Source organism: Pseudomonas sp. BF-RE-22, assembly GCF_019956155.1.
Taxonomy (GTDB): Bacteria; Pseudomonadota; Gammaproteobacteria; order Pseudomonadales; family Pseudomonadaceae; genus Aquipseudomonas; species Aquipseudomonas migulae.
The window spans coordinates 86,998-100,827 of record NZ_JAHBDD010000012.1 but is presented as its reverse complement, the minus strand read 5'-3'; the positions used below and the strand labels follow the sequence as shown (position 1 = coordinate 100,827).

Annotated in this window: 12 protein-coding genes; 9 read left to right on the top strand and 3 right to left on the bottom strand. The window is 56.9% G+C overall.

Annotated features, from left to right (window positions below; all coding sequences use genetic code 11):
• Positions 1–331: 331 nt before the first annotated feature.
• Together KGA82_RS09395 and purU are read right to left on the bottom strand one after the other, a co-directional pair.
• Positions 332–523 carry a hypothetical protein gene (locus tag KGA82_RS09395; protein WP_223450203.1) on the bottom strand — a complete coding sequence of 64 codons (192 nt, stop codon included), beginning with the start codon at positions 521–523 and terminating at the stop codon, positions 332–334.
• A gap of 86 nt (positions 524–609) precedes the next feature.
• Entirely contained in the window at positions 610–1,458 is an 849-nt protein-coding gene (gene purU, locus KGA82_RS09390; protein WP_008031689.1) for a formyltetrahydrofolate deformylase, read from the bottom strand.
• A gap of 339 nt (positions 1,459–1,797) precedes the next feature.
• Here purU and mvaT point away from each other — a divergent pair, with 339 nt between their 5' ends.
• A complete protein-coding gene (gene mvaT, locus KGA82_RS09385; RefSeq protein ID WP_007933316.1) occupies positions 1,798–2,175 on the top strand; it encodes a histone-like nucleoid-structuring protein MvaT in 378 nt (125 codons plus the stop codon).
• A gap of 99 nt (positions 2,176–2,274) precedes the next feature.
• Here mvaT and sbcB read toward each other — a convergent pair whose 3' ends face one another.
• Complete coding sequence (gene sbcB / locus KGA82_RS09380) at positions 2,275–3,705, bottom strand: exodeoxyribonuclease I (protein WP_008041932.1); 1,431 nt, start codon at positions 3,703–3,705, stop codon at positions 2,275–2,277.
• A 184-nt stretch (positions 3,706–3,889) separates the two neighbouring features.
• Between sbcB and KGA82_RS09375 the strand changes: the two genes are divergently transcribed.
• From KGA82_RS09375 to KGA82_RS09340, 8 genes are all read left to right on the top strand, one after another.
• The gene (locus KGA82_RS09375; RefSeq protein ID WP_223450202.1) at positions 3,890–4,615 is read left to right on the top strand and encodes an RDD family protein; all 726 of its coding nucleotides are present in this window, start codon (positions 3,890–3,892) and stop codon (positions 4,613–4,615) included.
• The gene (locus tag KGA82_RS09370; RefSeq protein ID WP_192228624.1) at positions 4,612–5,589 is read left to right on the top strand and encodes a stage II sporulation protein M; all 978 of its coding nucleotides are present in this window, start codon (positions 4,612–4,614) and stop codon (positions 5,587–5,589) included. The genes KGA82_RS09375 and KGA82_RS09370 overlap by 4 nt, the downstream gene beginning before the upstream one ends.
• Complete coding sequence (locus tag KGA82_RS09365) at positions 5,576–7,123, top strand: DUF4129 domain-containing protein (RefSeq protein WP_223450201.1); 1,548 nt, start codon at positions 5,576–5,578, stop codon at positions 7,121–7,123. Before KGA82_RS09370 ends, KGA82_RS09365 begins: the two co-directional genes overlap by 14 nt.
• Positions 7,120–8,283, top strand: a complete 1,164-nt coding sequence (locus KGA82_RS09360; protein WP_223450200.1) for a DUF4350 domain-containing protein — start codon at positions 7,120–7,122, stop codon at positions 8,281–8,283. The genes KGA82_RS09365 and KGA82_RS09360 overlap by 4 nt, the downstream gene beginning before the upstream one ends.
• Positions 8,284–8,423: 140 nt before the next feature.
• The gene (locus KGA82_RS09355; RefSeq protein ID WP_223450199.1) at positions 8,424–9,569 is read left to right on the top strand and encodes a tyrosine-type recombinase/integrase; all 1,146 of its coding nucleotides are present in this window, start codon (positions 8,424–8,426) and stop codon (positions 9,567–9,569) included.
• Positions 9,569–11,248: a hypothetical protein gene (locus KGA82_RS09350; RefSeq protein ID WP_223450198.1), complete on the top strand. Its 1,680-nt coding sequence runs from the start codon at positions 9,569–9,571 to the stop codon at positions 11,246–11,248. Before KGA82_RS09355 ends, KGA82_RS09350 begins: the two co-directional genes overlap by 1 nt.
• Positions 11,245–13,125 carry an integrase gene (locus KGA82_RS09345; protein WP_223450197.1) on the top strand — a complete coding sequence of 627 codons (1,881 nt, stop codon included), beginning with the start codon at positions 11,245–11,247 and terminating at the stop codon, positions 13,123–13,125. The genes KGA82_RS09350 and KGA82_RS09345 overlap by 4 nt, the downstream gene beginning before the upstream one ends.
• The gene (locus KGA82_RS09340) at positions 13,122–13,562 is read left to right on the top strand and encodes a TetR family transcriptional regulator (RefSeq protein ID WP_223450196.1); all 441 of its coding nucleotides are present in this window, start codon (positions 13,122–13,124) and stop codon (positions 13,560–13,562) included. The genes KGA82_RS09345 and KGA82_RS09340 overlap by 4 nt, the downstream gene beginning before the upstream one ends.
• Positions 13,563–13,830 lie beyond the last annotated feature (268 nt).

The following is a 13,830-nucleotide window of genomic DNA, read 5'->3' as shown; positions in this document are numbered from 1 at the left end:
TTTTCACCACTCATCAGGCCGAGCGTTAGCTCGCCTTCCGCTTTTGATCTGAGCGCCCCCTCGAGAGGCCGAGTGGAGGTTCTGCGCAGTGGGCAACCCGGCATGGATGCCGGGTTAGCCGCCCCCGGCCATGGATGGCCGATGGCGGCGGGCCCACGGAGCAGGGCCGGAGCGAGGGTATGCCGAGCCTAGGCGAGGCACCGAACGAAAGGGGCAAGAGCGCTTGGTTACTTGGCGCTTCTCCAAGTGACTCGCCGTAAGGGCGAAACCAATAGCCGCCGTTACCAAAGAAACGGATATGTACACAATCAAAACGACCGAACGCCAGACCTCAAGACCGCTTCGCCGGCAAACCAGCGCCTACAAGGTCAGGCTCAGGATTCAACTGCTCCCACAACTCCACCGCACCGGGAAATTCCGTGCCGTCTTCGGCGCTCAAATCATCCGGATCATAACGACTCAAACACCCCTCCCCCAATGTCGCGGGAGCCTTGGAAGTAGCTTTGTCCAGTGGATCAGCCATGGTCATGTCCTCAGTGCAGAAACGGCGAAGGGCCTGGAACGATTGAACGCCCAGGCCCTTCGAATTTCAACCGCGTCGTGTGACGGTCAGAACACTACAGTCTTATTACCGTGCACCAGCACCCGATCTTCCAAGTGATAACGCAGACCGCGGGCCAACACCATTTTCTCGACATCACGACCGAAACGCACCATGTCTTCGATGCTGTCGCTGTGGCTGACGCGCACAACGTCTTGCTCGATGATCGGGCCGGCGTCCAGCTCTTCGGTCACGTAGTGACACGTCGCACCGATCAACTTCACCCCACGCATGGAAGCCTGGTGATACGGCTTGGCGCCAACGAACGACGGCAGGAAGCTGTGGTGAATGTTGATGACCTTGTGCGCATACTCGCTGCACAACTCGGGCGGCAGGATTTGCATGTAGCGGGCAAGTACCACCACTTCGGCATCGTGCTGTTTGACCAGACGCGAGACTTCGGCAAACGCCGGCTCTTTATCCTGCGGATTGACCGGTACGTGGTAGTAAGGAATGCCGTGCCACTCGACCATGCTGCGCAAATCATCATGGTTGGAAATCACGCAGGAGATTTCGCAATCCAGTTCATCGCTGTGCCAGCGGTGCAGCAAGTCGGCCAGGCAATGAGATTCACGGCTTGCCATCAACACCACGCGCTTCTTCTGCGCGGTATCGGTAATGCGCCAGTTCATCGAGAACTCTTCGGCAATCGGCGCGAACGCCTCGCGGAAAGCCTCGATACCGAAAGGCAGCGAGTCGGCACGAATTTCGTGACGCATGAAAAACCAGCCACTGAGATTGTCCGAGTGGTGGCTCGCTTCAGTGATCCAGCCGTTATGTGACGCCAGAAAGTTACTGACTTTAGCAACGATGCCGACGCGGTCCGGGCAAGCAATCACCAGCCGAAAAGTGCGCATGAGGGGGAAACTCCAGAACTTCGCAAAGGCCGCCATTCTAGCGATTGCGCAAAAAAACTGCAGTATTGATGACACCTCGCGTTGCACGAAGGCCGTTGGCACAAGCGTTGAGGGCTGTCGGTTACCTGCGCGATGGTGATCCTGTCAGCATTCTTCAAGCATTCAATTGTGAATATCTGTGATACCTGCGTCACACTATTTAACTGTACATCCAATTTGCGCCCTATTCATCGCAACTAATTTAAATAAACCCCGGTTAAATGTTTACTTGATGAAACACCCTGACTATTATTGCCGCACTGTCCCCTGCCATCCAGCGCACAACATAAGGTAGTCCCCATGTCCTTGATCAACGAATATCGTGCCACCGAAGAAGCTATCAAAGAGCTGCAAGCCCGTTTGAAGAACCTGTCCCAAGACGACAAACTGCAAACCGAGCTGGAATTCGAAGGCAAACTGCGCACCCTGATGGGCGAATACTCCAAGTCCCTGCGTGACATCATTGCGCTGTTGGATCCAGAATCCAAAACCAAAGCACCACGCGGCGGCGCAGTAAAAACTACTGGCACCAAGCGTGCTCGCAAAGTTAAACAATACAAAAACCCGCACAACGGCGAAGTCATCGAAACCAAAGGTGGCAACCACAAAACTCTGAAAGAGTGGAAAGCCAAGTGGGGCGGCGACGTGGTTGAAGGCTGGGCTACCCTGCTGGGCTAAGCCGCAAAGCTTGTCGCAGACCCATCCGCGACAAAAAAGAACGCCAGCAATCGCTGGCGTTTTTTTATGCCCGAGATTCAGGCCCGTGCATTTTCATTTTCAAAGATTCAAACGTTTGCGCAATGCCTGGACATAATTGTTCCACTCATTGAGCACCTCTTGCTGGAATGGCGTCGCAGTAATGTTCAATTGGGCTGCAGCTTCTACAAATGCTTCCAGGGTATTGGGCGCCCCGCACTCGGGCGCTGACAAACGTTGCTGACAGAATACTCGCCAGCGTTCTTGCTCTTCGAAACTCAACGTTTCGGGAAAGTTACGTGCGCGATATCGAAACAATAATTCAGGCAAACGTTCATCATCGAAAGGCCATTGCTCTTGCGCTAATTGCGCCGGGTCAGCCGCCCGGACTTGCTCACAAAGACGCCGGTCCCGATCACCGATAAAACCATCGTATAACTGTTGTTCAGGGTCTTGGCTCTGGGCGAAATCCTCTCGGGCATAAATGGCCTGAACTTTATCTCGCCAAATTGTTTGTGCGGCACTTAGTCGCAGCGTGCGTTCCTGATAAAGCGCCATATCCAGCCCCAGTCGTTGCTGATCATCGGGACGAAGCACCGACAACGGCGCCACCACCGGGCATTTGTTGATGTGGATGAGTTTGAGCGGCACCGGCAGTTCGCCTTCGGCCAGTTCATCGCGACGGGTATACAAACGCTGGCGCAAGGTCTCGGCATCCAGGTCGAGCAATCCTTGGGGATCCAGGTGCAGGTCACAAACAATCAACGCGTTCTTGTTGCGCGGATGCCAGGCCAGCGGCAACACCACGCCGACATAACTGCGTGCCGCCGAAAAGCGCCCGGAAATGTGCACCATCGGCTGCAACAGCCGAATCTGATCCATCACCTTTTGTTTGCTGCGCAACTGAAACAGCCAGTCGTAGAGCTTCGGCTGTTTTTCCCGGATCAGCCGTGCCAGCGCGATGGTCGCGCGAACGTCCGACAGCGCTTCGTGAGCATTACCGTGATCGATGCCGTTGGCAGCGGTCAGGCGTTCGAGCTTGAGCGTCACCCGTCCTTCATCGTCCGTCGGCCAAACCAGGCCATCGGGCCGCAAGGCATACGCCGCACGCACCACATCGATCAGGTCCCAACGACTGTTACCGCCCTGCCACTCGCGGGCATAGGGGTCGAAGAAATTTCGGTACAGGCTGTAACGAGTCATCTCATCGTCGAAGCGCAAGGTGTTGTAACCCGCGCCACAAGTGCCCGGTGCCGCCAGCTGCGCGTGTACCCGAGTCATGAAATCGGCTTCGCTCAAACCGTGTTCGGTCAGTTGGCCCGGCGTGATACCAGTGATCGCGCAGGCCGCCGGATGCGGCAGGATGTCTTCACTGGGCTGGCAATAAAGATTGACCGGCTCGTCTATGACATTGAGATCAAAGTCAGTGCGCAGCCCCGCCACTTGCAGTGGACGGTCGCAACGCGGGTTGATGCCGGTGGTTTCATAGTCGTACCAGAAGATCGAGGTCACGGGCTATTCCTGAACTGAAGATCGGCGAAGTCTAGGCGTTCACATCCCGCCCCGGCCAGTAATCTTGCATTCAATCACCTCTGACCACGCACCGTGCAATACATAGTTATGTCGTTTCCCCCCGTGAGGCTGCTAGCATCGGACACACAGAGAATCCCGATCAGGCCACATCACCAGGTTGCCCATGCTCGAGACCACAGCACTGCAAAGGAAAGCGACGCTGTCCCCGCCACTGGATACGCGGTATCAGGTTGAAACGCCGGAAGGCATCGACTTGCCACTGCGCCCGGCCGGGTTGATGGTCCGTGCGCTGGCGTTCTCCATCGACCTCGGGCTGCGCGGGCTGATTCTGGGTCTGCTGTTTATCGTCCTCGCGTTTCTGGGGAAACTCGGCGCCGGGCTGGGCTCGATCCTGCTGTTCGCAGTGAGCTGGTGGTACATGGTGTTGTTCGAAGTGCTCAATCAGGGACGCTCGCCGGGCAAGCAATGGATGGGCCTGCGGGTGGTGCAGGATGACGGCACGCCGATCGGCTGGTCCGCTTCGCTGTTGCGCAACCTGCTGCGATTTGTCGACCTGTTGCCGTTCGGCTATTTCCTCGGCGCCATCAGTTGCCTGCAACACCCCAGCTTCAAACGCCTCGGCGACCTGGCCGCCGGCACGCTGGTCATTTACCGCGAACAGCCGCTCACCCGACCGCAAGTACCCGACGCCGAACCGCGACGTCCGGCCTTCGCCATGACGCTGACCGAGCAACGCGCCATCCTAGGGTTTGCCGAACGCCAGGGTGAACTCTCCGAAGCGCGGGTCAATGAACTCGCTTCTATCCTCGCCCAACCGTTGAACGTCCCAGCGCCACGGGCGGTGGCGGAACTCAACGGCATCGCCCGCGGCTTGTTGGGCCCCGCATGAAGCAAAGTCTTTTCGAGAATCGCCACAAGGCTGAATGGGCGCAGTTTTCCCTCATGCTCGACAGTCTGGAGCGCAATAAAGACACCTCACGTGTCGCCAGTTTTGCGAAAGACTATCGCCGGCTCTGCCAGCACCTGGCGCTGGCTCAGGAGCGTGGATACAGCAGTTTCCTGATCGACTCGTTGCAGCAACAGGTCCTGCGCGGGCATCAACAACTTTATCGACATCGCAGCCGCCTGGGTGCCAATGTGCTCGGCTTCATCCTCGCGGATTTTCCGCGGCTGGTGCGCGAACAGTGGCGCTTCGTGCTGGCCGCCAGCCTGATGTTTTTCGGCAGCCTGATCGGCTTCGCACTGTTGGTGTATCTGTTCCCGGACCTGGTCTACAACCTGATCCCGGCGCAACAGGTCAGCGACATGCAAAGCATGTACGACCCCAGCTCCGGACACCTGGGTCGCTCCGCGGAACGGGCGGCCAGTGAAGACTGGGTGATGTTCGGCTTCTACATCATGCACAACATCGGCATCGCTTTTCAGACGTTCGCCAGCGGTTTGCTGTTTGGCCTGGGCAGCGCGTTTTTCCTGTTCTTCAATGGCTTGATGATCGGCGCGGTGGCCGGGCACCTGACACAGATCGGCTACGGGCAAACCTTCTGGTCGTTCGTGATCGGCCACGGTGCTTTCGAACTCAGCGCCATTGCCCTGGCGGGTGCCGCCGGCCTGCAACTGGGCTGGGCATTGATCGCACCGGGGCGCCTGCCACGCGCCGAAGCCTTGCGAGTCGCGGCGCGCAAAAGCGTATTACTGATTTGCGGGGTCATGCTGTTTCTGTTGATCGCTGCATTCATCGAAGCCTACTGGTCATCCATGACCGGGCCGGCGCCGATGACCAAGTATCTGGTCGGCGCGACGCTGTGGTTTTTGGTAGCAATGTATCTGCTGTTTGCCGGACGGACTCGTCATGCGCCTGAGTGACGCGACCGTGGTGATCCGCCCTCGAGCAACCTGGGAAGCCATGGACCTCGGCGTCCTGCTGAGCCAGCGGCACCGACGCCTGTTGATGACCAGTTGGGCCATCGTGACCTTGCCGGTTTTCGCCTTGCTCACCTTGTTGTTGTGGGATTCACCGTCCCTCGCCGCCTTCATTTTCTGGTGGCTGAAACCGGCGTTCGAACGCCTGCCACTGTACATCCTGTCCAAAGCCATGTTTGGTGAAACGCCCACTTTGAAACAGGCGCTGCGCCAATGGCCGAGATTGCTCAAGCCACAATTGCTCGCCAGCCTCACCTGGCGACGCTTGAGTCTGAGTCGCAGTTTCCTGATGCCGGTGGTGCAACTCGAAGGCCTGAGTGGGCAAGCGCGGCAACAGCGCTTGCAGGTGCTGTTGCAACGCGACGGCGGCGCGGCGCGATGGCTGACGATCATCGGCGTGCATCTGGAAAGTGCACTGTGGGTCGGCCTGATGGTGCTGTTTTATCTGTTCCTGCCGCAACAGGTTGAATTGGACTGGAGCTGGCAAACGCTGCTGTCCGCCGCCACACAAGACTGGCGCTGGCTGGAACACCTGACCAACGTGTTTTACGTGTTGGTGCTCGTGGTGTGGGAACCGGTTTACGTGGCCTGCGGCTTCAGCCTTTATCTGAACCGGCGCACGGTGCTGGAGGCCTGGGATATCGAGTTGGTGTTCCGTCGTCTGCGTCAACGTCTGAGCAGTACCGCCGTCGCCCTGCTGCTGGCGGCATTTTTGCTGATGCCAGCGGCGCAAACCGTGTGGGCCGCCGAGCCCGCAATCTCACCGGACAGCCCGCGTCTGCTGGACCAGCCTCTGACCAGCCAGGCGTCCCGGGACAGCATCAAGGCGATCCTCGATCAGCCGCCATTCAAGAACAAGGAAACGGTCACCCGCTATCGTTTTGGCGGCGAAGACAAACCGGCCGCCGAAACACCGGACGATGGCAAGGCCCCCGAGTGGCTGAAGGCGCTGCTCAAGTTGCTGGATAACCAGCGTTTCGGTGCATTGGCCACCCTGATTGAAGTGCTGCTGTGGGGTACGCTGATCGGGGTCATCAGTTTGTTGATCTGGCGTTACCGCGACTGGTTGCAGGCGTTCGTCAGTCGCCGACCGAGGTTGCCGCGCAAAGTTGCACGGCCGCTGCCACAGCAAGCATTCGGCCTGGATCTCAACCGTGAAACCCTGCCTGCCGACATCGCCGCCAGTGCGGAAAGCCTCTGGCAAACCAACCCGCGTGAAGCTCTCGGATTGCTTTATCGCGCCCTGCTCAGTCACTTGCTGCACGACTACAACATGGCACTGAAACCGGCCGACACCGAAGGTGAAGTGCTCGAGCGCGTTGAACACCTGCAGCAACCGGCGCTGCTGACTTTCAGCAAAAAACTGACGGGGCACTGGCAGAACATGGCCTACGGGCATCGCCTGCCCCCCGCGCAGGTGCAACAGGAACTCTGTGATGGCTGGCGGGCGCTGTTCGGCCCGGGAGCGGCGCATTGAACCGGCGTCTCTGGCTGGCGGTCGGCGTGTTCATCGCTGTGCTGTTGGCTGCGCTGAGTGTTTATCTGTTCTTCAAGGCAACGCCCTATCAGGCAGACATCGATCACGGCCCTTCGCCCGAAGCGCAGGCCAACCCTTATCTGGCCGCCGAACACTTCCTGCGCAAACAGGGCCTGACTGTCGGCCATGCCAACAGCCTCGACGTGCTGCCGACGCTGGACCCGCGCCAGCACAGCCTGTTGTTGCTCGGCGACCGGCACAACATGACGCCACGGCAGATTGACCAAGTGATGAACTGGACCCGCGCCGGTGGGCGTCTGTTGTTCATCGCCGAATCACTGTGGGATGAAAAACTTGGCCAAAGCAATGACTTGCTGCTCGACCGGGTGCAGGTGCACCAGTCACTGAGCAAAGACCTCAAGGACCCGCCACCCGCTACCGGTGAGGATCCTTACCCCAACCTGACCAAACTGTATCTTGAGGATGAAGACGCCCCGGCCTACGCCACCTTCGATACCGCGTTCCATCTCGAAGACCCGAACAATCTCGCGCAAGCCTGGGCCAACAGCGGCAAGGCCACGCACATGATGCAACTCAACCAAGGGCTGGGCTCGATCATTGTGGTCACCGACGCCGACCTGTGGAAAACCCCGGCCATCGACCAGTACGACAATGCCTGGCTGCTCTGGTACCTGACCGCGGACACCCAGGTGACGCTGCTGTTCAACACCGATCACGACAGCCTGCTGACCTTGTTGCTGCGCTATTTCCCTCAGGCATTGGTCGCGCTCATCGCCCTGATCGGCCTTGGCCTCTGGCATGTCGGTGTGCGCCACGGTCCATTGATTGAACCAGCGCCGAGAGCCCGTCGACAACTTCAGGAACACCTGCGTGCCAGCGCCGATTTCATCTTGCGCCGCAGCGGTCAGGACAGTCTGCTGCAAGCCTTGCAACAAGACATCTTGCGCCGGGTACGGCGCCGTCATCCCGGTTTTGATCAACTCGGCGTCGCCGAACAATGGCTGGTGCTCGCACGCCTGACCGGCCATCCCACACGCGCTATCAGCCAGGCCATGAGCCCGCGACCGAAGCAACGGCTGTCCAGCGTTGAATTCAGCCGTCAGGTCGCCCACCTGCAAACCTTGAGGAACGCCTTATGATCTGGAGCGTTGCTGTCGTTAGATCTATATGATATTAAAATCATAGCTCTGTTCATGGGGAGTGAAGGGTCGCATGGTTAGCCTTTACACAGACCAAGCAGACAGAGTCACAGAACGATTGGCCGACGACAGGGTGAAAGATGGAGCTAGTGTGGGGCACCGAGGATTTCGTAATCGCAGGGCAACCTTACCAAGGGTTTCCGATTCTGCTATGGGACTCGATGGAGAGCTGCACTCAGGCCAATCTATTCTTCCGTCGTTACCTCCTTCGTGGGGAGATCGGCTCGAAGCAATCCTGGCCCAGTACAGGAAGAGCGCTGTACGACTTCTTCAGCTTCCTGCAAGCCCATGACCTCGATTGGCGGGACGTAGATCGTGGTGAGGCCAAGAGCCTTGTAGCTGCCTACAGGGACTACTGCCTGGTGACTTGCGAACTGGCCCTCAACACTACCCGCCAGCGACTGACGTACATCTGCAAGTTCTACGAGTTCGCCCTGGAGAAAGGTTGGGTTAAGCGCCTGCCGTTCGGTCACGAGGAGCGAACTGTAAAGCGCGAATCCAGCTTCCTTGAGCATGTTAATGCCAGTGGTGGCAAAGCCTTGGTAAACGATGTGATGCCGCGTCGTCACAAGCCTCTGCCCAAGTTTCTGAGCATGTCCCAGACCAAGTCACTTATGTCCGTAGCGGATAATCCACATCACCGAATCATGATTCAGCTGGCCCTGCGCACAGGTCTGCGTCGTAACGAATTGGCGACTTTCCCACTGACGTATGTTTTCGACCCAGACAAGGCCGGACGAACCGAGCGCAATCTTCGCATCCGACTGGATCCTTTCGACGGCAGCGGCATGGAGACCAAGGGTAGTAAGGAGCGAGATATCTGGGTCAGTCGCAAGTTCATGTCCGAACTCCACCGCTACGTGTCCAAGGTACGTGGCGAGCGGGCGTCTCTGAGCAAGAACCAAAAGCCACTGTTCCTCAACCATCTCGGAGAGCCCTACGGCAGCGCCGGCAAGAGCCTGAACCGGATCGTTAGCGAGACCGGGAAGCTCGCTGGAATTGACGTCAATGCCCACATGCTGCGTCACACCTACGCAACCCACACCTTGGTCAACCTTCAGCGCAACCCACAGAACGGGCTCGATCCCTTGGTGTTCCTGCAGGGTCAACTTGGCCACAGCTCGGTTCAGACCACCATGATCTATCTGCACTTGGTCAACGAAATGGCCGATGAGGCCGTGTTTGCCTATGACGACGAATTGAATGAGATGGCGGGAGCGGCTTGATGGGTAAGCGTAAGGTATTTACCAAGACTGACCTCAGCGTCCCACAGGTCGAACACAGCGTGGACGCGGCAGGTAATGTGATCATCTTGCCTGAGGCTATCCCTCCAGCAAACACAGTGGTCTCATTTGGGCGCAACTCATCCAACGCCAGAGCATTCGATTTTGCTCGGTGGTACGGTTCAGGTATTGATCCCATCACCTACGTCTGCCAGCGACAAATCGAGCGCTTCCTAGCAGGGCAAGAGGGCATCCTCTCGGTTGCTACAGTGGTGAGTTATTGCAACAGTGGATTAGTGAAATTCCTAGATTTTTGCGTGCTCCAGGCGATGGCCTTAGCGCGTGAGTTGACGCTGAATGATGTGAGTCGGAGCCTTATCGACAGCTATCTAGGCCATCTCGCTGGACAGGCATTATCCACCCCTGGACAGAAAACCTATTACGCGCGTGCCAAGGCGGTGCTTCATGCCCTTGGGACGCGGGGCATTTTCCCGCTGGTCACGTCTGGCGATGATGCCACCTTTCCGCGCAACCCATTTCCGAACTCCAATCGCAAGTCCAAGGGCGAGACGCCCCTATCCAAGCGTGAACGACAAGAGTTCGCAGCGGCATTGCGGCAGGCCATAAAACCCATTTTTATCAATGACGCGCCGCCAACCAGTGAACTATTGGCCTACAGCTTGCTGGTCGTGGCTCTGCATACCGGACGTAATGCCACTCCATTGCTAGAGATGGGCCGCAATTGCTTACGTCCCCATCCCAAAGACGACACCGTCTTCCTAGTGCTATGGAAGCGCCGTGGCTACAACACCAGCAAAGTAGCTATTCGAACTGAGTCGAAGGCCGAGCGCGTGCTGGAGGCAATGCCCAGCGTCAGGGTCAACGTGGAACGCCTGATCCGTCGCGTGATGAAGTTGACTGAACCCCTGGATTCAGAAGCTCCGGACGACCTCAAGGGTCGCGTGTGGCTGTACCGCAATCGGCAAAGAAATTCAACGAGTGAGGTCACGTCACTATCCGGAGGAATGTTGGAGGCAGGCACGGCCAGCCTGGTAGCTGAGTATGGGTTGAAGGACACCGACGGAAAACCGCTTCGTATCAACATCGCTCGCCTACGTAAGACTTTTGCAAACCGCATCTTTGAGCTAACTGATGGAGACCTCGCAACCACCGCATCTGCTCTCGGCAACACCCCACGGATCACCGATCAGAACTATTTAGCTCCCAACGAGGATGCTCGGCGAAACTGGCGGTTCATGGGAGAGTTGTTGGTGGAGGAGCTTCTGACTGCGACTATCGGTGCAACCTACAAGGAAAACCCCTTAGGCCGCTGTGCAGATCCTGTAAACGGCCAGTTCGCCCCGAAACGCGAAGGCGCAACCTGCATGAATTTTATGAACTGCGTGCGCTGTAAGCACTACGCAGTGACCGCCGAAGACCTCTACAAACTGTTCAGCTTCTACTTCCGCGTTCTGGCTGAACGCTCCCGTATGGACAAGCGTCGGTGGGCACGTGAGCTTGCCCACATCCCTCGCCTCATCGACGACTACATCATTGCTGAGGGACTTCGCCGTGGCACCTTCAAGCCTGCTGCAGTGGAGGCCGCGAAGCAGCACGCTCGTACTCAACCTCACCCGTTCTGGTCTGTTGAGCTTATTGGCAGCTTGGAGGTCTTCTCATGATTGAAGACATCTCAGAAGATCTACCTTTTGCGACCATCACCGCTCAACCTGGAGATGTGCGCGGCCTGTCCGATTCAGAGCAAGATAGGCTGATCATCAGTGCCAATCAAGTTGATGGGCATTGGGTGATTATCAGCAGATATAGTGATGACGTTTGGTATCTCAATGGCTTCCCTAAAAACGTTGCGATCAGTGATAGACGGATTGCTTTCGATACGGTGCCCCCAGTGTTTCGTCAGGTTGTGAAGGCAGTGTTTTATCGTTATCTGAGACGAGGTCGGGAGGCAGGTAATCGGCCTAGAGGCGCGACAATTACCGGTCTCTTCACTGGGCTGTCACCCTTCCTACGGCACTTGGACGCTCTGAAACTTAGCCAGCTTGGCAGTGTGACACCTGTGCTCGCCGCCACGTATGTCAAGGCCTGTAAGGCTCATTTACAACCTCGCAACGGTAAGCCGTTATCAGCAGACGGCTTGCACGCTCGATTCAAGGCTGTAGAGGCGTTGTATGAGTTGAGTCAATACACCGATGACAAGTTTCCACAGCATCCTTGGCCTGAGACTTCTGCAAGAGCAATGGCGGGGATACTCGGTACGCCCAATGGGGGGAAGACACCACTGATTCCCGATGATGTGTTCTGTACTTTATTCGAGGAAGCTCATCAGCAGGTGGAGCGAGGTAAGCTACTGCTAGATCTGCGCGATGACTTGGATAATATCGCCTCGAAAGCAGGGTTTCAGAAAAGATTCGACGTAATCCGAGCTAAAAACCAGCACTTGAGTGAGGTGGGTTGGGAGGGTGGCCTTAGGAAGTTCAACAAATCGCTATTAGACCTACGCACAGCCTGCTACATCGTTCTGGCGAGCACCTCGGGTTGCCGTAATCACGAATTGGCTAACCTGCAATCGGGGGCGCATCGGCGCACCGAGGATGATGACGCGACGATTTACCATTGGATGCGATCTAAATCGGAGAAGACTGATGAAGGAATCCATGACTGGATGATCCCAGAGGCAGGGGTTCGGGCCCTCCGCGTCATCGAGCGCTGGGCTACGCCATACCAAGCGATGATTTCCGACGAAATCATTCAGCGACGTCTAACAAACGCGCAAGATCCAGAGATCACTGAAGCCCGTGCGCATCGTAACTCTGTGTTTCTAGGCTTATACCCCAAAGAAGGTAATCGAGTTCGTACACTTTCTAACGCGGGTTGGGACGGCCTTTTAAAGGCATTTGCCAAGGACTGCGGATTGAAATGGAAGCTCGCCAGCCACCAATTCAGACGCAAATTCGCTAACTACGCCGCCCACAGCCGCTTTGGCGACCTGCGCTACCTCAAGGAGCATTATGCTCACTGGTCGCTGGACATGACCTTGGGATATGCCATGGACGAAAGCTGGGGACAACATCTGGATCTTGATTTGTACGTTGAAATTCAAGGTGAGATGGAAGACATCAAGCTCGGCATCGTCGACGGATGGATTGGTGATGAACCCTTGGCCGGAGGCTACGGGCGCGCCATCAAGGGCTGGCAACGAGAACCGGAAAACCTGCTGATCTTCAAAGATCGTACCTCCATGCTGAAGTCCATCTCTGAGAGCACAGCGATCCGCAGCAATGGCCATGCCTGGTGTACGGCAGACAACGACGGTTGTGTCGGCAACACCCTTGAGCGTACCCGTTGCAGTGGTTGCGACCACTCCGTGATCGGGAGTACTCATGGGCCCATCTACCAGCGACTCTACGATGACCTTAAAGAACTGCTGAACTGCAAAGACATTGGTGAAGGAGGTCGCCAACGCGTTGAGCGCGACCTGAACCGCTGCCGAGAGGTTTTGGTACAGCTGGGCGTGCCTCCAGAGGCTCTAAGCGCATGAAGAGCAAGGACAAATCAGCCAATTACAAGCCTGCCGTGGATCGAGCGAAGGATCTGAAGCTAGCCATCTATTGTATCCAAAATGGTCGATCTCGTAGCGGGGAAACTAAGGTGACCATCGCCGCTGTGGCTCGTGAGGCCGGAGTATCGACGGCGCTCATCCATAATTACTATCCAGCAATCGCAGAGGCTATACGAGAGCTCCAGGGACGATCCAGTCGTGCCATGCGAGATGTCAAACATCAAGATCTTATTGCCGAGCGTCAGAAGTCTGCGGGCTACCGTCATGAGATTGAGGAGCTTCGGGCCAAGCTCGCGACCATCGCATCCATCAATGAGGTACTGCTGGACGAGAATCAGACGCTCAAGGCTAAGGTGAAAGAACGAAACGTGGTTGAAATGGTTTCGTCCACCCGCATAGATAAATCTCGCATCTGACGAAGTCTCCACTAATGGAAATCAAAAAAATCCGAATATCGGTCGCTGTGGGGATGGCATTTACCTGCCCCCCCTCAGATCCGGACTTACGGAACTACCACCTGAAACTCCTACAACCTCGGGTATGTGGTGCGAAACGATCCTCATCCGCATCGCTGAATCACCCTCTTTCACCCTGCCTTTCTTAAGCTCAACGATCACTATCTGCAGGCCTGAGCTTAACTAACAGGGCACGCGACACGATGCACCTCAAGATGCTGCACCCGAG

What these genes read in the sequence shown, in the direction of transcription:
- KGA82_RS09395 (WP_223450203.1), bottom strand. Translation starts at nt 523, where the DNA reads ATGGCTGATCCACTGGACAAAGCTACTTCCAAGGCTCCCGCGACATTG.
- purU (WP_008031689.1), bottom strand. Translation starts at nt 1,458, where the DNA reads ATGCGCACTTTTCGGCTGGTGATTGCTTGCCCGGACCGCGTCGGCATC.
- mvaT (WP_007933316.1), top strand. Translation starts at nt 1,798, where the DNA reads ATGTCCTTGATCAACGAATATCGTGCCACCGAAGAAGCTATCAAAGAG.
- KGA82_RS09375 (WP_223450202.1), top strand. Translation starts at nt 3,890, where the DNA reads ATGCTCGAGACCACAGCACTGCAAAGGAAAGCGACGCTGTCCCCGCCA.
- KGA82_RS09370 (WP_192228624.1), top strand. Translation starts at nt 4,612, where the DNA reads ATGAAGCAAAGTCTTTTCGAGAATCGCCACAAGGCTGAATGGGCGCAG.
- KGA82_RS09365 (WP_223450201.1), top strand. Translation starts at nt 5,576, where the DNA reads ATGCGCCTGAGTGACGCGACCGTGGTGATCCGCCCTCGAGCAACCTGG.
- KGA82_RS09355 (WP_223450199.1), top strand. Translation starts at nt 8,424, where the DNA reads ATGGAGCTAGTGTGGGGCACCGAGGATTTCGTAATCGCAGGGCAACCT.
- KGA82_RS09350 (WP_223450198.1), top strand. Translation starts at nt 9,569, where the DNA reads ATGGGTAAGCGTAAGGTATTTACCAAGACTGACCTCAGCGTCCCACAG.
- KGA82_RS09345 (WP_223450197.1), top strand. Translation starts at nt 11,245, where the DNA reads ATGATTGAAGACATCTCAGAAGATCTACCTTTTGCGACCATCACCGCT.
- KGA82_RS09340 (WP_223450196.1), top strand. Translation starts at nt 13,122, where the DNA reads ATGAAGAGCAAGGACAAATCAGCCAATTACAAGCCTGCCGTGGATCGA.